General features: G+C 34.9%; 13 protein-coding genes. All 13 read left to right on the top strand.

Features of this window, described 5'->3' with window-relative positions:
• The first annotated feature begins 56 nt into the window (after positions 1-56).
• Positions 57-1,079 (top strand): Holliday junction branch migration DNA helicase RuvB, encoded by a 1,023-nt coding sequence (ruvB, locus tag MST30_RS04020; RefSeq protein WP_243473120.1) that lies wholly within the window; start codon positions 57-59, stop codon positions 1,077-1,079.
• A 12-nt stretch (positions 1,080-1,091) separates the two neighbouring features.
• Complete coding sequence (locus tag MST30_RS04015; protein ID WP_243473119.1) at positions 1,092-2,426, top strand: cytochrome P450; 1,335 nt, start codon at positions 1,092-1,094, stop codon at positions 2,424-2,426.
• Positions 2,426-3,349: a tRNA epoxyqueuosine(34) reductase QueG gene (gene queG, locus MST30_RS04010; RefSeq protein WP_243473118.1), complete on the top strand. Its 924-nt coding sequence runs from the start codon at positions 2,426-2,428 to the stop codon at positions 3,347-3,349. Before MST30_RS04015 ends, queG begins: the two co-directional genes overlap by 1 nt.
• A 73-nt stretch (positions 3,350-3,422) precedes the next feature.
• Positions 3,423-5,711, top strand: a complete 2,289-nt coding sequence (locus MST30_RS04005) for an NADP-dependent malic enzyme (protein ID WP_243473117.1) — start codon at positions 3,423-3,425, stop codon at positions 5,709-5,711.
• Positions 5,712-5,782: 71 nt separating this feature from the next.
• A complete protein-coding gene (gene ruvA / locus MST30_RS04000) occupies positions 5,783-6,364 on the top strand; it encodes a Holliday junction branch migration protein RuvA (RefSeq protein ID WP_243473116.1) in 582 nt (193 codons plus the stop codon).
• 5 nt (positions 6,365-6,369) lie between these two features.
• Positions 6,370-13,692: a T9SS outer membrane translocon Sov/SprA gene (sprA, locus tag MST30_RS03995; protein WP_243473115.1), complete on the top strand. Its 7,323-nt coding sequence runs from the start codon at positions 6,370-6,372 to the stop codon at positions 13,690-13,692.
• Between the two features lie 73 nt (positions 13,693-13,765).
• Positions 13,766-14,146: a glycine cleavage system protein GcvH gene (gene gcvH / locus MST30_RS03990; RefSeq protein ID WP_243473114.1), complete on the top strand. Its 381-nt coding sequence runs from the start codon at positions 13,766-13,768 to the stop codon at positions 14,144-14,146.
• Positions 14,147-14,156: 10 nt separating this feature from the next.
• The gene (locus MST30_RS03985) at positions 14,157-14,501 is read left to right on the top strand and encodes a VanZ family protein (protein ID WP_243473113.1); all 345 of its coding nucleotides are present in this window, start codon (positions 14,157-14,159) and stop codon (positions 14,499-14,501) included.
• Between the two features lie 65 nt (positions 14,502-14,566).
• On the top strand, positions 14,567-15,295 hold the full coding sequence (locus tag MST30_RS03980; RefSeq protein ID WP_243473112.1) for an energy transducer TonB: 729 nt from the start codon (positions 14,567-14,569) through the stop codon (positions 15,293-15,295).
• Positions 15,296-15,415: 120 nt separating this feature from the next.
• Positions 15,416-16,207, top strand: coding sequence for an energy transducer TonB (locus tag MST30_RS03975; RefSeq protein ID WP_243473111.1), 792 nt, complete (start codon positions 15,416-15,418; stop codon positions 16,205-16,207).
• 113 nt (positions 16,208-16,320) lie between these two features.
• Entirely contained in the window at positions 16,321-18,438 is a 2,118-nt protein-coding gene (locus tag MST30_RS03970) for a gliding motility outer membrane protein RemB (RefSeq protein WP_243473110.1), read from the top strand.
• Positions 18,439-18,537: 99 nt separating this feature from the next.
• Complete coding sequence (cyoE, locus tag MST30_RS03965) at positions 18,538-19,434, top strand: heme o synthase (protein ID WP_262914439.1); 897 nt, start codon at positions 18,538-18,540, stop codon at positions 19,432-19,434.
• The gene (locus MST30_RS03960; RefSeq protein WP_243473109.1) at positions 19,435-20,034 is read left to right on the top strand and encodes a cytochrome c oxidase subunit 3; all 600 of its coding nucleotides are present in this window, start codon (positions 19,435-19,437) and stop codon (positions 20,032-20,034) included.
• The last annotated feature ends 17 nt before the right edge of the window (positions 20,035-20,051 follow it).

Raw genomic sequence — 20,051 nt, 5'->3', positions numbered from 1 at the left:
GCTTCAGAATCTTTAATATGTAACTTATAAAGATTTCCGTTTTCACGGAAAATGCTATGAACGAAAACCTAAATCCATCTAACGACAATTACAGTCCTGAAGAGCTTGACCTAGAAAAAAAGTTAAGGCCCTTGTCCTTTAACGATTTCACAGGACAAGATCAGGTATTGGAAAACTTATTGGTTTTTGTTCAAGCGGCAAATTTAAGAGGAGAAGCATTAGACCATACGCTTTTCCATGGCCCTCCAGGATTAGGTAAAACCACATTAGCTCACATATTAGCAAACGAACTAGATGTAAATATAAAAGTGACGTCTGGTCCAGTTTTAGATAAGCCAGGTGACTTAGCAGGTTTGCTTACTAACTTAGAGGATAGAGATGTTTTATTTATAGATGAAATACATCGTTTAAGTCCAATTGTAGAGGAGTACTTATATTCTGCAATGGAAGATTACAAGATAGATATCATGATAGAATCTGGACCAAATGCAAGAACGGTTCAGATAAATTTAAATCCATTTACATTAGTTGGTGCAACAACGCGTTCAGGACTGTTAACAGCACCTATGAGAGCTCGTTTTGGTATAAGCAGTCGTTTACAGTATTACAAAACCGATTTGCTTACCACTATTGTGCAACGAAGTTCTTCAATACTCAATGTGCCAATCTCTATGGAAGCTGCAATAGAAATAGCAGGACGTAGTCGTGGTACGCCACGTATTGCTAATGCTTTATTACGACGTGTTAGAGATTTTGCACAGATAAAAGGGAATGGCAAAATAGATATAGAAATTGCCAAGTTTGCACTAGAAGCATTAAATGTAGATGCTCATGGTTTGGATGAAATGGATAACAAAATCTTAACCACAATCATAGATAAGTTCAAAGGTGGACCTGTAGGTATTACAACTTTAGCAACAGCTGTGAGTGAAAGTGCAGAAACCATCGAAGAAGTTTATGAACCCTTTTTAATTCAGCAAGGTTTTATAATGCGAACACCACGTGGTCGTGAAGTAACAGAGCAAGCCTATAAGCACTTAGGTAAGGTTAAAGGGCCAATCCAAGGTGGTTTGTTTTGATTTTTATGATGCATGAAAAATAACACTCATATTCCTAACGTGCCTTTATCCAAATTTTTAAGGCATTCCCTTAATATTCTAAAAAACCCATTACCGTTTCATCACAATAATTTTATTGAAAGAGGGAATACATTTAGTCTCACTATAGGCTTAAATAAAAAAATATACTTTTCTCGCGATGCTCAATTTGCTGAATATGTGCTTCAAAAAAATCAAAGGAATTACACAAAAAGTAAAATTCAAACAGAAGACCTTTCAAAATATATTGGTAAAGGATTATTAACTTCGGAAGGGGAGCATTGGCGCAAACAGCGAAAACTCATTCAACCTGCTTTTCATAAAAAGCAACTCAATTTGTTATTGGATAATATTAATGATACTATAAAAACCGAATATCAAAAAGTTCAGCCAAATACAAAGGTAGATATCTTTCCAATCTTAAACGATTTAGCATTCCAAACCGTAGTAAAATCATTGTTTAGCAATGCAGTAAATCAAAAAGATATACATAGACTGCAACACATAACGGAGGCTACTCAAAAAATGCTTGTTAAAGAACTAAGGCAACCATATTTAGCTTGGTGGTTTACAGCTAGCGGAAGTATAAAAAAGCATCTAGATCTTACTGAAGAGGCAAGGCAGATTTTAAAACGTATTGTTAACGAACGGAGAGTTTCTGGGTTAAGACAAAACAATTTATTGGATATGTTGCTTGATGCTAAATATGATGATGGTGAACCAATGAGTGAAGAACAATTGATTGATGAAATATTAATATTATTTGTTGCTGGACACGAAACCACATCTAATGCTTTAACCTTTACATTTCAATTATTGGCACAACATCCTAAGTGGCAGGATAAAATTGTTGAAGAAATTTCAAGTATCGAAAAAGAAACTAAAGATACCATGGCATTAGTAACATCTGCAAAAGTGTGTCAGCAAGTTATTGAAGAGTCTATGCGATTGTATCCACCAGCGTATTTTATAGACCGTGTTAATATTGAAGAAGACAGTTTTAACGGCATGCATTTTAAAGCAGGTTCTAGTTTGTTGTTTTCTATTTTCGAAATTCATCGTCATCCAGAATTATGGGAACACCCAGATGCTTTTATGCCAGAACGTTTTTCTGAAGGAGGAAGACAATATTCGTCTCAATATTTTCCATTCGGTGCCGGACCAAGAAAATGCATAGGTAATAATTTTGCCATGTTTGAAATGATTATTGCCGTAAGTCAATTAGTTTCAAAATATAAAATAATACCAGAATTTGAAGCCATAGGCATAACTCCACTTATTACCTTAAAACCAAACAATGCCTACTTAAGATTTGAACCTCGATCTTAATGATAAATAATTCTAAATATACTCAACTCATTAAAGACGAGGCTAAGCGACTTGGCTTTCTGTCTTGCGGTATAAGTAAGGCTGGGTTTTTAGAGGAAGAAGCTCCTAGGTTAGAATCTTGGTTAAATAAAAACATGCATGGCGAAATGCGTTATATGGAAAACCATTTCGATAAACGCTTAGACCCAACGTTACTTGTTGAAGGATCAAAAAGTGTGGTGTCTTTATTGCTCAATTATTTTCCAAATGAAACCCAATGCCAAAACACTTTTAAAGTGTCTAAGTATGCTTATGGTACCGATTATCATTTTGTAATAAAGGATAAACTTAAATTGTTGCTGGCTTTTATTCAAGAGGAAATAGGTGAAGTAAATGGACGCGCATTTGTAGATTCTGCACCTGTACTAGATAAAGCTTGGGCAGCAAAATCTGGTTTAGGATGGATTGGAAAGCACTCTAATCTACTATCTCAAAAAGTTGGTTCGTTCTACTTTATTGCTGAACTTATAATAGATATAGAGTTAGATTACGACACACCTGTTACAGATCATTGTGGTACGTGTACGGCTTGTATAGATGCTTGCCCAACGGATGCCATTACAGAACCCTATGTTGTGGACGGAAGTAAATGTATCTCTTATTTTACGATAGAATTAAAAGACAATTTACCAACTAGCATGAAAGGTAAATTTGACGATTGGATGTTTGGCTGCGATGTATGCCAAGATGTTTGCCCTTGGAATAGGTTCAGTAAATCTCATAACGAACCCTTATTTAATCCACATCCCGAATTGTTATCAATGACAAAAAAAGATTGGGAAGAAATAACTGAAGACACATTTAAAAAAGTATTTAAAAAGTCAGCCGTAAAACGGACTAAACTGTCAGGATTAAAGCGAAATATTCAATTTTTGAAAGATTAAACTTTTATAAAAGCATAGATTTTTTCAGACGATTATGCATTTACGTATCTTTGTGGCTTAATTAAAATTGATTATGAGCAAACAAAGCAAGCGAATTGAAGCATTGGTATATCACGCCAAGCCAACTCCAGGAAAAATAAAAGTTGTGCCTACCAAAAAATACGCTTCACAACGCGATTTATCCTTAGCATATTCTCCAGGTGTTGCTGAACCTTGCTTAGAAATAGAAAAGGACGTCAATAACGTCTATAAATACACAGCAAAAGGAAACCTTGTAGCTGTAATATCTAACGGAACAGCAGTTTTAGGATTAGGTAATATTGGTCCTGAAGCTTCAAAACCTGTAATGGAAGGAAAAGGCTTGCTGTTTAAAATCTTCGCTGATATAGATGTGTTTGATATTGAAGTTAATACCGAAAATGTTGATGAGTTTATAGAAACGGTAAAAAATATTGCTCCAACTTTTGGAGGGATTAACCTTGAAGATATAAAAGCACCAGAAGCTTTTGAAATTGAGCGTCGATTAAAGGAAGAACTAGATATTCCTGTAATGCACGATGATCAGCATGGTACAGCAATTATTTCTGCAGCGGCATTGTTGAATGCTTTAGAACTTGCCGAAAAAAATATTGAAGATGTAAAGATTGTTGTCAGTGGTGCAGGTGCAGCAGCTGTTTCTTGTACAAGACTCTACAAAGCTTTTGGAGCTAAGAGTGAGAATATTGTAATGATAGATAGCAAAGGCGTCATAAGAAAAGACAGAGATAATCTTACTGCTCAGAAGGCAGAATTTGCAACAGATAGAAAGATAGATACTTTAGATGAAGCCATGAAAGATGCTGATGTGTTTATTGGTTTATCAATGGCAGATGTTGTATCGCCAGAGATGCTAAAATCTATGGCAAATAACCCAATTGTGTTTGCAATGGCAAATCCAAACCCTGAAATAAATTACGATTTGGCGATTGCAACAAGGGACGATATAATCATGGCTACTGGACGTAGTGACCATCCTAATCAGGTAAATAATGTGCTTGGTTTTCCATTTATTTTTAGAGGGGCTTTAGATGTTAGGGCTACCAAGATTAATGAAGAAATGAAAATGGCAGCCGTTAAGGCGTTGTCTACATTAGCAAAAGAACCTGTGCCAGAGCAAGTAAATCTGGCATATAACGAAACTAGATTAACGTTTGGAAGAGATTATATTATTCCAAAACCTTTCGATCCTCGATTAATTGCAGAAGTGCCTCCTGCTGTTGCAAAAGCAGCTATAGAAAGTGGTGTGGCTCAAGAGCCTATTGAAGACTGGGATCGATATAAAAATGCGTTGTTAGAGCGATTAGGCTCAGATAATAAGTTGGTTCGTCAGTTGTTAGGCAGAGCGCGCACTAACCCTAAGCGTGTTGTATTTGCTGAGGCAGATCAGTTAGATGTTTTAAAAGCTGCTCAGATTGTGTACGAAGAAGGCGTTGCAGAGCCAGTGCTTTTAGGTAGAAAAGATGCAATCATAGAATTAATGTCTGAAATAGATTTTGATGCCGATATCGAGATTATAGACCCAAAATCTGATGATGAAACCGAACGTAAAAATCAATATGCAAAAGTCTATTGGGAAAAACGACATCGACAAGGTGTAACGTTATATTCTGCTCAAAAGAAAATGCGTGAGCGTAATTTCTATGCCGCCATGATGGTAAATGTTGGAGATGCAGATGCCCTTGTTACAGGTTATTCTCGTAATTATCCTTCAGTCGTAAAACCAATGTTAGAGTTAGTTGGTATGGCAGAAGGTGTCAATAGAATTGCGACAACTAATGTTATGATGACACAACGTGGGCCAATGTTTTTAAGTGATACGGCAATAAACATAGATCCAGATGCAAAATGTTTAGCTAGAATTGCAAGAATGACATCAAGAGTTGCAAGGATGTTTGGGATAGAGCCAGTAACAGCTATGATTTCGTATTCTAATTTTGGCTCATCTGAAAATCCTAGAGCAAAAAAGGTACAGGAAGCCGTAGCAATTTTACATAAAACCTATCCTGATATGGTAGTTGATGGTGAACTGCAAACAGACTTTGCTTTAAATGCTAAATTGCTTCAAGATATTTTTCCGTTTTCTAAATTAGCAGGAAGAAAGGTAAATACGCTTGTTTTTCCAAATCTTGATGCCGCAAACATTACTTATAAATTACTTAAAGAGCTTAATAAATCAGAATCTATAGGACCAATTATGATGGGTATGGCAAAGCCTGTACACATTCTTCAATTAGGCGCAAGTGTAGACGAAATTGTTAACATGGCAGCTATTGCTGTTATAGATGCGCAAGAGCGAGAAAAACGCCAACAAAAGTCAAAGTAGTCTTACATGGGTTACAACCCTTTTATTGTAAATAATTTTATTACATTTGGGACTTTAACCTTTGGTAATAAATGATTACACACTTAGAGGGAAAACTAGTGGAAAAAAATCCTACAGACGTTGTGATAGATTGCAACGGAGTAGGATATTTTGTTAATATATCGCTTCATACCTTTTCTCAAATACCAGATAGAGAAAATCTTAAGTTGTATACCTATTTGCAGGTTAGGGAAGATGCTCATAGTCTTTATGGTTTTTCTTCTAAAGCTGAGCGCGAAATCTTTAAGCTTTTGATTTCGGTTAGTGGAATAGGTACAAATACAGCGCGTACTATGCTGTCGTCACTAACTCCAGAACAAGTTAAAGAAGGTATAGCAGGTGGAGATGTAGCTTTGATTCAGAGTGTAAAAGGTATTGGAGCCAAAACAGCACAACGTGTTATCATAGATTTAAAGGATAAAGTGTTAAAAGTGTATGGTATAGACGAACTTTCTCTAATACCAAACAATACGAACAAAGATGAAGCGTTATCTGCTTTAGATGTTTTAGGATTTAACAAAAAACAATCCGAAAAAGTAGTTGATAAAATATTACAAGCCCAACCAGATGCCCTTGTAGAGCAAATAATTAAAGAAGCTCTTAAAAACTTATAATACAATTGAATAGAACTAACTACAATCAATTAAAATCAATCAGTTTTTATGTGTCATTAGTATTTATGATACTAATGAGTGCACCTGCTTTTGCACAAGAGCCTGAAACAGAAGAGCAAGATTCTACAAAAACAACATTTGCATTAGGTAAGCTAAAAATGCCAAACCCTAATAGCATCGTTTCTAAATATACTTACGATCCTATTTTAGATAGATATGTATATACCGAGAAAATAGGTGATTTTAATATTAACTATCCTTTAATTCTTACACCTGAAGAATTTCAGCGTTTAGTGTTAGAAGAAAAGCTAAAGGAGTATTATAAGCGTATGGCAGATGCTGCTGCCGGACAAAAGGAAGGCAGCGAAGAAGATCAGAAAAATTTACTGCCTGAGTTTTATGTCAATTCAGGATTGTTTGAAACCATTTTTGGTGGAAATACAATCAATGTAATACCAAGCGGTTATGCAGAAGTAGATTTAGGGGTATTATTCTCAAAGCAAGATAACCCTTCATTTTCACCTAGAAACCGAACGAATTTTACCTTCGATTTCGATCAAAGAATAGGATTGAGCTTGTTGGGTAAAGTTGGTACTAGACTTCAGGTAACTGCCAATTACGATACCGAGGCAACTTTCGATTTTCAACAACTTGTAAAATTAGAATACACGCCAACGGAGGATGATATCATCAGAAAAATTGAAGTCGGTAATGTAAACATGCCTTTAAACAGCTCTTTAATTAGAGGAGCACAGAGTCTGTTTGGTGTAAAAACAGAATTACAATTTGGTAAAACAAGAGTTACAGCGGTTTTCTCAGAGCAACAATCGCAGTCTAAATCTGTTGTAGCACAAGGAGGCGGTACTTTAGAAGAGTTTGAATTCTTTGCAAGAGACTATGACGAAAACCGACACTACTTTTTATCACATTACTTTAGAGATAATTACGATAAGGCCTTATTACAGTATCCTTTCATAGATAATCAAGGGTTACAAATCACAAGAGTTGAAGTTTGGGTAACTAATAGAAACAACCAAACCAATAACGTTAGAAACATTGTAGCTTTTCAGGATTTAGGTGAATCAGATCCTGATAACATAGGTTTAGATCCTTTACCAGCAGGCTTTATAAATAGTATGAGTGGACTTCCAGATAACGGAAACAACGACTTCGACCCAACAAATATTGGTGGAGCAGGTTCACTTTTAACGGAAGCAGTAAGAGACATTACCAATGTTGAGGCAGGTGTTTTAGTGGGTGTTAACGAAGGTTTTGATTATGGAAAACTTGAGGCTGCACGTAAGCTTCAAGAAGGACAAGATTATGTCTTAAACACGGAGTTAGGATATATCTCTTTAAACCAACGCTTATTAAACGATGAGGTTTTAGCCGTAGCGTTTCAATATACAAGAGGTGGAGAAGTATATCAAGTAGGTGAATTTGCCAATGATGGAGTAGATGCCACACAGGTTAGTGAAGGTACAACCGGTAATCAGGTTGTAAATAACCAAAGCTTAGTCTTAAAAATGTTAAAGAGTGCTGTGACATCAGTAGATCAGCCAATTTGGGACTTAATGATGAAAAACATTTACGATACAGGTGCTTTTCAATTGAGTCAAGAAGATTTTAGATTAAACATTTTTTATACCGAAGCATCGCCTGTTAACTACATAAGACCAGTTGAAGGCACAACATTTCCGTTATATAATAACAACACTCCATTAGACCCTAATGACGATACCCAAATACAAGAAACCCCTTTAATACGATTATTTCATGTAGATCGATTAAATAGTAATAATGACCCACAAGAAGGTGGTGATGGTTTCTTTGATTACGTACCAGGTTTAACGGTTTTAACCCAAAATGGAAAAATCATCTTTACCAAAGCTGAACCTTTTGGACGCTATTTATTTGATGTTTTAGATGATGATAATAACCCAAGTAATAATGCTACGGATTATGAACAGGATATATATACCAACGAAAACCAGGAAAAGTACGTTTATGACTTGTTATATAAATCTACTAAAACTCAGGCGTTAGATGAAGCAGAGAAAAATAAGTTTCAGATTAAAGGACGTTTTAAGAGTAGTGGAGGAGATGGTGGTATTCCTATAGGTGCATTTAATGTGCCTCGTGGTTCTGTAAGAGTAACTGCAGGAGGTAGAGTATTAGTAGAAGGCATAGACTATACAGTAAACTATCAGTTAGGACGTGTTGAAATTTTAGATGAAGCTCTAAAAGCTTCTAACACACCGATTAATGTTTCGGTAGAAAATAATGCGGTTTTTGGTCAGCAAACAAGACGATTTACAGGTATAAATATAGAACACCAGTTTAATGAAAATTTTGTCCTTGGTGCAACACTTTTAAATCTTAATGAAAGGCCTATTACCCAAAAGGCTAATTTTAATTCAGAGCCAATCAATAATACCATATTTGGTTTTAACGGAAATTATTCCACAGAAGTTCCATTTTTAACTAGGTTGGTAAACAAACTTCCTAACGTAGATACAGATGTACCGTCTAACCTTTCGGTAAGAGGTGAGTTTGCATACTTGTTGCCAGGAGCTCCAAAAGGAACCGATTTTGATGGTGAAGCTACAGCCTATATAGATGATTTTGAAGGAACTCAAGGAGCTATAGATTTATTAAGTCCCTTATCCTGGTATTTGTCTAGTAGACCAAAAGAATTACCAAATACTATTAGAGGAAATGATAATAATGGACTTGAAAATGGATACGGTAGAGGATTCTTAAACTGGTATACAGTTGATCCAATTTTTTACAGTAGTCAAAGACCTGGTGGTATTACAGATGACGATGTTTCAAATTTATATACAAGACGTGTTTTTATTGAAGAAATATTTCCAGAAGTTGATGTAGTTCAAGGTCAAACGTCTGTAATTAATACATTAGATTTAGCATATTACCCAGAGGAAAGAGGGCCTTATAATTTTGATCCATTTGAAGCACAAGGAACAGTGATGCCAAATCAGCGTTGGGCAGGTATATCAAGACAAATTACATCCACAGATTTTGAACAGGCTAATGTTGAGTATATTGAATTTTGGGTTCAAGACCCGTTTTTAGATAATCCATCAGGTCAAGGAGGTAAACTTTTTATAAACCTTGGAAATATTTCGGAGGATGTTTTAAAAGATGGTAAAAAACAGTATGAAAACGGACTTCCTGAAAATGGTGATATTTCAATCTTAGAGCCAACCGATTATAATTCTGTAGTGCCTCAAAACCAATCTTTAATTTATACGTTTGCTACGACTGGCCAAGAACGAGCAAACCAAGATGTTGGTTTAGATGGTTATGATGATGCTGAAGAAATTTCAGTTTATGGTACTCAATTTGGTGAAGATCCAGCAAATGATAACTACACTTACTATCTTAATACAGATGGTAACATCTTTGAACGTTATAAGCAATACAATGGTTTACAAGGTAACACTCCAGATGTGTTTACAGATACCAACAGAGGCTCTACAACCCAACCAGATGTAGAGGATATCAACCGTGATAACACAATGAACACCATTGATAGTTATTACGAATATGAAGTAGATATCAATCCATCAATACTTAATGCTAATAACCCTCAAATTAACGATATAAAAGTAAGACAGGTAACATTACCAAATGGAGAACAACGTGAGGTAACATGGTACCAGTTTAGACTTCCAATCAATGAGCCAACTAATGCTATAGGAGGTATATCAGATATTAGATCTGTTCGTTTTGCGCGTCTATATTTAAGAGATTTTGTTGAAAACACAGTATTACGTTTTGCAACTTTAGATTTAGTAAGAAGTGACTGGAGACGTTATACTTTAGATTTAGATAATGACCCTACAAACAACAGTGCAAACGCTGAGTTTAATGTGGGTATTATTGGTGTGCAAGAGAATGATGGAAATTATGTTATTCCACCAGGAGTTAGACGTGAGGAATTAAATAATAACAATAATATTATTAGACAGAATGAGCAATCTTTGGTGCTTCAAGCTTGTGAGTTAGAACCAGAAGATTCTAGAGGAGTGTTTAAAAACATTAACGTTGATATGCGCCAGTATAAAAAGCTTCGTATGTTTTTACATGCTGAAGCTCAAGATGGACAAATGCTTCAAGAAGGTGAGCTTACCGCTTTCATAAGAATGGGTAATGACTTTACACAGAACTTTTATCAAATAGAAATACCATTATTACCAACAGATTTAGTCGAAGGAAACTTGTCAGTAGAAGAGCGTATTTGGCCAGCAGTTAATGAAATCAATATTTCATTAGATATTCTTCAGGATATTAAATCTCAGGGAATTTTCGATCAGACTTTATCTAATGAAGACCCTACTTTTTATGATGTTATAGATGGTGTATTAAATGAAACACCAGTGGCTGAATTTTCACCATTGGCAACAGGTCAGCAGCGTGTTGCCATTAAGGGTAATCCAAATTTTGGAGATATTAGAGTTTTAATGGTAGGTGTTAAAAACTCAGGTCTTACTGGTACTAATGCATGTGGAGAGGTTTGGTTTAACGAGTTGCGTATGTCCGATTTAGAAAACGAAGGTGGTTGGGCTGCAGTAGTAAGCATGGATTCTAATATTGCAGACTTTGCAGATATCAGTGCTACAGGAAGACGCAGTACAATAGGCTTTGGTGGCATAGAGCAATCTCCAAACGAGCGAAGTAGAGAAGATGTAAAGCAATACGATGTAGTTACAAATGTTCAGCTTGGGCAATTATTACCTAAGGAATGGGGAATTCAAATTCCGTTTAACTATTCTCAAAGCGAGGAAATTATTACACCACAGTTTGACGAGTATTACAGAGATATTGAGTTACAGACGCAACTAGATAATACCACTAATCAAGATTCTATACTCAAAGTAAATGAAAATTATACCAAGCGAAAGAGTATTAACTTTATTGGTGTTAGAAAGCAACGAACAGGCGAAAAGAAGCAAAGGTTTTATGATGTAGAGAATTTCACATTCAATTATTCATACAATAAGGTTGAGCATCGCGATTTTGAAATTGAAAATTCTTTAGACCAAAATGTAAGAGCAGGTGTTAATTACAACTATGCTTTTAATCCTGTAAAGGTTGAGCCTTTTAAAAAGAATGATTCGTTGTTTACAGGAAAATACTGGAAGATTCTCAAGGACTTTAATCTTAATTTATTGCCATCTAATATTTCGGTAAATACAGATATAAACAGGCAATTTAGTAGACAAAAGTTTAGAGAAGTAGAGCTTGGAGGTGATAATATTGGTATCGAAGAATTATTCAGAAGAAACTATACATTCGATTTTCAGTATGCTATAAATTATAATTTAACCGATGCCTTAAGTTTTAATTTTACAGCAGCCAATACAAATATTGTTAGAAATTATTTTGTTGATGACCAGCTTAATGGCAGACAAGACCCAACGCTTGATGTTTGGGATGGTTTCTTTGATTTTGGAGATCCAAACTTCCAAACACAGCAGCTTCAGGTTAATTATGAGTTGCCTTTGTATAAGATTCCTGCTTTAAGCTTCTTAAGAGCAACTTACACATATAATGGTGCGTTTCAATGGCAGAAAGGTTCGGATTTAAATGAAGGTTTGGAAGTAGCTACCGATCATGATAATGATCCTACAACACCAGATTTGTTTAGGACCTATAACCTAGGGCATTCTATACAAAACTCTAATACTCACAATATCAATTCTACCCTAAATATGGAGACTTTTTACAAGTCTATAGGTTTGGTGAGAAAAAATAATAGGAGAGGTAGAAATAGAAATTCACAAGTAAAGTCGAGAACTGCGACACCAACTGCAACAGCAAACAAATTAGATGATGGGAATCAACAACGAGATCCTAATAAGTTAAGCGCAGGTAAGAAAGCTTATAATACTCTTATAGATATCGTTACAATGGTAAAGCGTATTCAATTTGGATATAGTGAAAACAATGGTACATACTTGCCAGGCTATTTACCAACACCAGGATTTATAGGAACCTTAAGGCCAACTTGGGGTTACACCTTTGGTAGCCAAAATGATATTAGAAGTATCGTCGCAAATAATGGATGGCTGACTAGATATCCAGATTTTAATGAACAGTTTACATCTGTAAAAAACACCACCCTAGATTACTCGGTTAATGTAGAGCCAATGCGCGATTTAAAAATTGATTTAATAGGAAACAGAACTTACGCAGAGAACTTTACAGAAAACTTTAGAGTAGAAGATTATTTAGATGCTAACGGAAACGAAGTACCTGTAGGAAATGGCGATGGTATTTTAGATTATAGATCTTTAACTCCTAATACCTTTGGAAACTTCAATATATCTACAGCCTTAATAAAAACGGCATTTAGTAATAGCGACGAGAACCAGTCTGATGCTTTTGATGATTTTAGAGCCAATAGATTAATTATTGCTAATCGACTTGCAAGAGAGTTTTATGGTACCACTAACTTTGCTACAGACGCTGAAGGTTACCCATTAGGTTTTGGTAAAAATAGTCAGCGTGTATTGTTGCCAGCTTTTCTTTCAGCATACCAAGGCAGTGATCCAGAAAAAGTAAGTACGAGAGCATTTAGAGATGTGCCGATACCAAATTGGACATTGAAGTATACGGGCTTAATGAAAATTCCATGGTTCAAAAAGAACTTTAGACGTTTTTCTATACAACATGGATATAGGTCTAGATACACCATCAATCAATTTAGAACTAACTTAGATTATGTTGCTGCTGAACGAGGTGTAGAATATGGTGACCAATCCGCTGATGCTTTAAATCAATCAGGTGATTATAAAAACGGAACACTTTACAATAATATCAACTTAGAAGAGCAATTTAGTCCTCTAATTCGTTTAGAGTTTGAAATGAAAAACTCTATTAAAGTACTGGCAGAAATTCAAAAAGATAGATTACTATCATTGAGTTTTGATAACAATTTGCTTACAGAAGTTCAAGGGCAAGAGTATACACTTGGTTTAGGTTATCGTATAAAAGATTTAAGAATTAGATCGGCTTTAGCAGGCGCAAAACAAATTGTTAAGAGCGATTTAAATATGCGAGCAGATATCTCGGTAAGAGATAATAAAACCATTATTAGATATTTAGATTTAGAGAATAACCAGATAACAGCAGGGCAAACCATATGGAGCGGGAAGTTTTCAGCAGACTATGCGTTTAGTAAAAATCTTACAGCTATCTTTTATTTTGATTATACATTCTCAGATTTTGCTATATCCACATCGTTCCCTCAAACCTCGTTAAGGTCTGGTATTACACTGCGTTATAACTTCGGAAATTAATTTTGAGATTTTGGTTTGAAAACAAGCAATTAAAAAATTACTTTTGCTTCACTAATATATTATACAAATTAAGATGAATATACCATCAGAATTAAAATACACAAAAGACCACGAGTGGATAAAAATAGAAGGTGATGTTGCAACTGTAGGCATTACAGATTTTGCTCAGGGAGAATTAGGTGATATTGTTTATGTTGAGGTTGAAACAGTAGACGAAACTCTAGATGCAGAAGAGGTGTTTGGTACAGTTGAGGCTGTAAAAACCGTTTCAGACTTATTTTTACCATTATCTGGTGAAATCATTGAGTTCAACGAAAACTTAGAAGATGAGCCAGAAAAGGTTAATACAGATCCTTATGGTGAAGGTTGGATGATTAAATTAAAATTTTCTGATGCGTCTCAAGTGGACGACTTGCTATCTGCTGAAGATTATAAAGCTCTTATAAGTGCTTAGAAAATTGCTATTGCCAGCTGCTGTTATCTATACTTTGGCGCTGGTTGTAGTAACTTTTATAAATTTAGATGGAGTGCCAAGTCTGGGGTCTCCATTTGATGATAAGATTTATCATTTTATAGCTTACGCTGGTTTAGCAGGTTTGTGGATAACGTATTCTAAATCAACTCAAAAAGAACATAAACTGTGGGTTGTATTTGTCATTATTATTTTGTTTGGAGTTTTGTTAGAAGTTTTGCAACATCAACTTAATGAAAACAGAACTTATGACACATACGATTTGCTAGCAAATTGTTTTGGGGTTATAATTGGCACGTTAATTGCTGCTAGAGTAGATATAATAAAGTTAAAATAAAAAGAAGTTTTGCTTTTTTTCTTATTATTTAATTAAATTAGCAACTCTATAAAAGAAATTTCAATATGGAACCTAAAAAGAATCCAAAATCAGATGTAAGTAGAAACAGCTCATTGTATTTTGCTGTTGGATTAGCGTTAATGCTTGGTGTTACTTACATGGCAATAAATTACAAAACTTACGACAAGGAAGATATAGTTGCTGATACACTTAATCTTGATGATGAGTTTGAAGAAGAAGCAATTGTAACGGAGCAAGTTGTCACACCACCACCTCCACCACCTCCACCACCAGCTGCGCCTGAAGTTATTGAGGTTGTAGAAGATGAGGTAGAAGTAGAAGAAACAGTAATTGAATCTACTGAAACCGAAATGGAAACTGAGGTTGCTGAGGTAGAAGAAGTTGTAGTAGAAGAAGTAGAGGAAGATATTGAGGTGCCTTTCCACGTTATTGAAAATGTTGCGGTTTTTCCAGGATGTGAAAACGAAAAAGGAAATGCAGCTAAGAAAGAATGTATGAATGATAAAGTAAATAAATTCATTCAGAGAAAATTTAATACAGATTTAGCCCAAGATTTAGGTTTATCTCCAGGTAAGAAAAGAATCTTCTGTAGATTTAAGGTTGATAAGAATGGAAATATTACGGCTATCCAAACACGTGGGCCTCACCCTTCTTTAGAAAAAGAAGCGCAAAAGGTGCTTTCACAATTACCTAAAATGAAACCAGGGAAACAAAGAGGTAAAGCGGTTGTAATGCCATTCTCAATTCCAATTGTATTCCAAGTAAATGATTAAGTAGATAAACACTTAACTGTTAAGATAAAAATCCCGTTCAAAATTAATTGGACGGGATTTTCTTTTTGGTATGCTTATTGTGACTTTATCATAATATTAACATTTTAAATAATACGTATTATGAAAAATTCTAAAAAGAATCTCAATACTGCTGGTCAGAGCACTACTGAGGCAAAGAAATCACACAAGCATGATGCAAATTTACAAAAAAACTCAACCCTATATTTCCAAATAGGGTTGATTCTTTGTTTGTTGGCAACCTATGGACTGTTTGAAATGCAGTTTCAAGAAAAAAAGGTAACGATTGACTCTGTAGAAATAAACGATGTTGCGACTATAGATGTAGCACCAGATTATCGGTTAGAGCAACCTGTAGAGAAAAATGAGCCTAAGGTAGAGCGAAGCAGTGAGCTGAGAGATACTTACAAAGAGGTAGAGAACCACACACCAGATTTAGAACAGGAAATTTTTACACCAGATGATCCTAAACCAACAACAGAGCCTGTTAAGCCAGGAGATATTAACGTTGTTGAAGAGCCAATAGATCTTCCGCCTGTTGATTTTGTAAAAGTTGAAGTAGTACCTGTTTATCCTGGCTGCGAAAAAAAGAAAACCAACGAAGATAGAAAAAAATGTATGTCTGATAAAATAACCAAGTTAGTTAGTAAAAGGTTTAATACCGATGTTGCTAGTGATTATGGCATATCTGGTTTACAAAGAATACAAACCCAATTTACTGTAGACAAAAACGGTAACATTACAGATGTAAAAATTAGAACACCTCACCCAGTTTTAGAAAAAGAAGCAAAGCGAGTTATTGATAAGATACCGAGTATGACACCAGGTTATCAGCAAAATAAGCCAGTTGGTGTAATTTATAATTTACCAATTAAGTTTATGGTAAAAAATTAATATTAAGTAATTATAAATTAAACATAACCGTTACTATTTGGTAGCGGTTTTTGTTTTATGGTTACTAAAAAAAATAAGTATCTTTCGAGCACTAAATAAATAGGTTTGTTTTTATGAAGCATATTTGGCTTGTTACTGTTTTGTTAGTTTCTTTTTTTGGTAATGCTCAAACGCTTTCTACCTACGAAAAACCACCTGTGTTTAGTGAGTGTGATTCGCTTGCTGTAAATCAATTAAAATCGTGTTTCAATTTTACATTAAATAGCTTTATCTACGATAATTTTAAAACGCCAGAAATTGTTTCTGAAGAAGATTACAATGGCGATATTCAGGTGTTGTTTGAAGTTGACAAAGAAGGAGGGTTCAAGGTTATTTATGTAGATGCCATCTATGATGAGCTAAAGGAAGAAAGTAGACGTGTTTTTGATGCTTTACCACAAATAAAGCCAGCAACATATAACGGCAAGGCGACTTTTGTTCAATATAGCTTAAACATTGCTATTCCATTAGTAAAGCCTGTAGAAGAAATAATAAAAGATGAAGACGAACTTTCAAACACTGTCAATCTAAAAAATGGAGATAGCTTAAACGCAACCTTGTCAGATGAGTTTGATAACGTAAATAAAAGCCTAAAACCTTACGAAGGATTAGAATATAGTAGCCAGTTAAACATACCATTCACGCATTCGTATTACGCACGTTTTGATGATGAGATGAATGCCATAGGTACCAATAGTCATACTGCAGCAAAGCCTTTTATTCAAGCCGATGTTGCAAAATATTATGATATTAAAGTTGAAAAGGAAAGTTTAGCAAAAGAAACAGATAGCTGGTTTGGTAGAAAGCTATACAATGAGCATTTGGTGCAAGTTCAAGGTAAAGATTACTGGTTTACGGTAGACCCAATTGTAGATTTACAGCTAGGAGGTGAAACCGAAGGAGATGATGGCACATGGAATAATACCAGAGGTGTCTATATTCAAGCAGGATTAGGTAAGCATTTAAATTTATCAACTTCTATTTATGAAAGTCAAGGTAGATTTGCAGACTATTTTAACACCTATGCAGAAAGTTTAAAAGCTTTTGGTCCAGACCCAGCAGTAATTCCTGGTCGTGGTATCGCTAAGCGTTTTAAAGAGAATTCGTATGATTATCCTGTGGCAGAAGCATATTTATCCTACACTCCTGCCGATTTTTTAAACATTCAATTCGGCCATGGTAAAAATTTTATAGGTGATGGTTACCGTTCGCTATTTCAAAGTGATGTAGCAAGCCCTTATCCTTTTTTAAAATTGAATACCAGCTTTTGGAAGATAAAATACACAAGTACATGGATGTGGCTTAAGGATGTAAGGCCAGAAGTAGTAGTTGATGATGCTTTTTTAACCAAGTATATGGCAAATCATTATTTGAGTTGGAATGTGTCAAAGAGACTTAATATAGGGTTGTTTGAGTCTGTAATGTGGGCAGATACAAATGGTAGAGGTTTTGATGTGAATTATTTAAATCCTATAATATTCTTTAGAGCTATTGAATTTCAAACAGGACAAGGAGCAGGAAATGCCATTTTGGGACTTAGTGCAAAATACAAATGGAATAATAAGGTGAATCTCTATGGGCAATTCATTTTAGATGAGTTTTCTTTAAGTGATGTCACAGGTGGAAATAAAAGCTGGAAAAATAAGTTCGGCTTTCAGTTAGGTGCTAAATATTTTAATGCGTTTAAGGTAGATAATTTACTACTGCAAGCTGAATATAATCAGGTGCGCCCTTATACCTATTCTCACAATACTCAGATTTTAAATTACGGACATTTTAATCAACCTATGGCGCATCTTTGGGGAGCTAATTTTAGAGAGTTGGTGCTAATAGGTCGTTATAACTATAAGCGTTGGTTTGCAGATACTAAATTAATTATTGGGCAAAGAGGTTTCGATTTTAATACTGAAGAAGATAGCTTTTCGTATGGTGGCGATATTTATAGAGATTACAACGATCGTAATTCGGATACTGGTATAACTATTGGACAAGGGAATAAAACCAATAGTTTTATGTGGGAACATCAAATGGGTTACCTGCTTAATCCTGAAACCAACTTAAAAGTATTTGCAAATATTATTTATCGAGATTTTAATCCTGAGGCCATTACTTCATCAACCGCAAATTCTAATACACTTTGGTTTAGCTTAGGAATACGAACAGATCTTTTTAATTGGTATAACGATTTTTAAAAAAAAAACCGACCTTTTATTAAAGTTTTCTATTGCGTTGGTGGAAACCTTTTTTCAAAGTATCTTTGCGCTCACTAAGAAAAGGACAATCATCAAGAATTGAGTAGTAGTACAAAATCTTCGGTATCAAAAACTTCTGCTATCACAGATTTTAAGGAAATCACAAAAATGGGATTATCCATTAGTGTGGTGTTTTCTGCACTTGCTGGTTACTTATTGGGTGCTGAGACTATAAATTATACATCGCTTATTCTTTTGGCATTAGGTGGGTATTTTATGGTAGGTGCATCAAATGCATATAACCAAATTATTGAGCGCGACCTAGATGCTTTAATGGATAGGACAAAAAACAGACCTATTCCTGCTGGTCGTATGTCTGTTAATACAGCATTTATAATAGCGACTGCTTTTACCATTCTAGGTATAATAACGCTATATAATATCAATCCAAAAACAGCAATGTGGGGAGCAATCTCCATTTTTTTATATACGAGTGTTTATACACCTTTAAAAACCAAAACACCGTTGTCTGTTTTTGTAGGTGCATTGCCTGGAGCCATCCCTTTTATGCTGGGTTGGGTAGCAGCTCGTGGTGAGTTTGGTATTGAGCCAGGAACGTTATTTGCTATTCAGTTCTTTTGGCAATTTCCTCATTTTTGGTCTATCGGTTGGTTTTTGTATGAAGATTATGAAAAGGGAGGCTTCTTTATGTTGCCAACAGGAAAAAGAGATAAAGGTACAGCAGTGCAGATTATTATGTATAGTGTTTGGACAGTTTTGGTGTCTATAATCCCAGTGTTTGGGTTTACAGGAGATTTAAAACTATCAATTGTTGGTGCTGTATTGGTATTTTTATTAGGAATGGTAATGCTTGTTTTTGCACTAAGACTTTTTAAACAACGAACCGTGAAGGCTGCTAAACAGTTAATGCTGTCTAGCGTTTTTTATATCACAATGTTGCAAATTATATATGTTGCAGATAAATTTTTAAGATAGATGGATTTAACAGAAGGAACGCTACAGGAAAAAACAGCCAGATCAAAAAAAATGATGCTTTGGTTTGGTATAGGTTCTCTAATAATGTCTTTTTCGGCATTAATAAGTGCTTTTATTGTAAGTTCTAAACAGCGAAGAGATAAAGATTGGTTAAACAGTTATGATTTGCCAAATGCATTTTATATAAGTGTTGCCATTATATTGTTGAGTAGTTTAACCTTTGTTTTAGCAAAAAAGGCTTTAAAACAAAAAAACATACAGATGACAACCGTTTGGCTGCTGGTTACATTGGCTTTAGGAATTGCTTTTGTTTTTAGTCAGCTAGAAGGATTTAATCAAATTATACAAACAGGATATAACTTTACAGGGCCAACAAGTAATATCACCATGTCATATATCTATTTGATTGCTGTGGTGCATATATTGCACGTTATAGCTGGCTTAATTTGTATACTTGTCGTTATTTATAATCATTTTAAACAAAAGTACAATGCCAACAATATGTTGGGATTAGAACTGGCGGCTAATTTCTGGCATTTCGTAGACCTGCTTTGGCTTGTGCTGTTTTTGTTTTTATATTTTTTTAGAGACATAATTTGATTATTTTTGTCCAATCT

Origin of the sequence: Winogradskyella sp. MH6 (assembly GCF_022810765.1) — a bacterium.
GTDB lineage: Bacteria > Bacteroidota > Bacteroidia > Flavobacteriales > Flavobacteriaceae > Winogradskyella.
Note: the sequence above shows the minus strand (reverse complement) of the source record. Positions and strands in the feature narration are given on the sequence as shown.

Excerpts from the sequence above, each read along its gene's own strand:
- MST30_RS04005 (WP_243473117.1), top strand. The coding sequence starts at position 3,423 with ATGAGCAAACAAAGCAAGCGAATTGAAGCATTGGTATATCACGCCAAG.
- MST30_RS03980 (WP_243473112.1), top strand. The coding sequence starts at position 14,567 with ATGGAACCTAAAAAGAATCCAAAATCAGATGTAAGTAGAAACAGCTCA.
- ruvB (WP_243473120.1), top strand. The coding sequence starts at position 57 with ATGAACGAAAACCTAAATCCATCTAACGACAATTACAGTCCTGAAGAG.
- MST30_RS03975 (WP_243473111.1), top strand. The coding sequence starts at position 15,416 with ATGAAAAATTCTAAAAAGAATCTCAATACTGCTGGTCAGAGCACTACT.
- queG (WP_243473118.1), top strand. The coding sequence starts at position 2,426 with ATGATAAATAATTCTAAATATACTCAACTCATTAAAGACGAGGCTAAG.
- MST30_RS04015 (WP_243473119.1), top strand. The coding sequence starts at position 1,092 with ATGAAAAATAACACTCATATTCCTAACGTGCCTTTATCCAAATTTTTA.
- MST30_RS03960 (WP_243473109.1), top strand. The coding sequence starts at position 19,435 with ATGGATTTAACAGAAGGAACGCTACAGGAAAAAACAGCCAGATCAAAA.
- gcvH (WP_243473114.1), top strand. The coding sequence starts at position 13,766 with ATGAATATACCATCAGAATTAAAATACACAAAAGACCACGAGTGGATA.
- ruvA (WP_243473116.1), top strand. The coding sequence starts at position 5,783 with ATGATTACACACTTAGAGGGAAAACTAGTGGAAAAAAATCCTACAGAC.
- MST30_RS03970 (WP_243473110.1), top strand. The coding sequence starts at position 16,321 with ATGAAGCATATTTGGCTTGTTACTGTTTTGTTAGTTTCTTTTTTTGGT.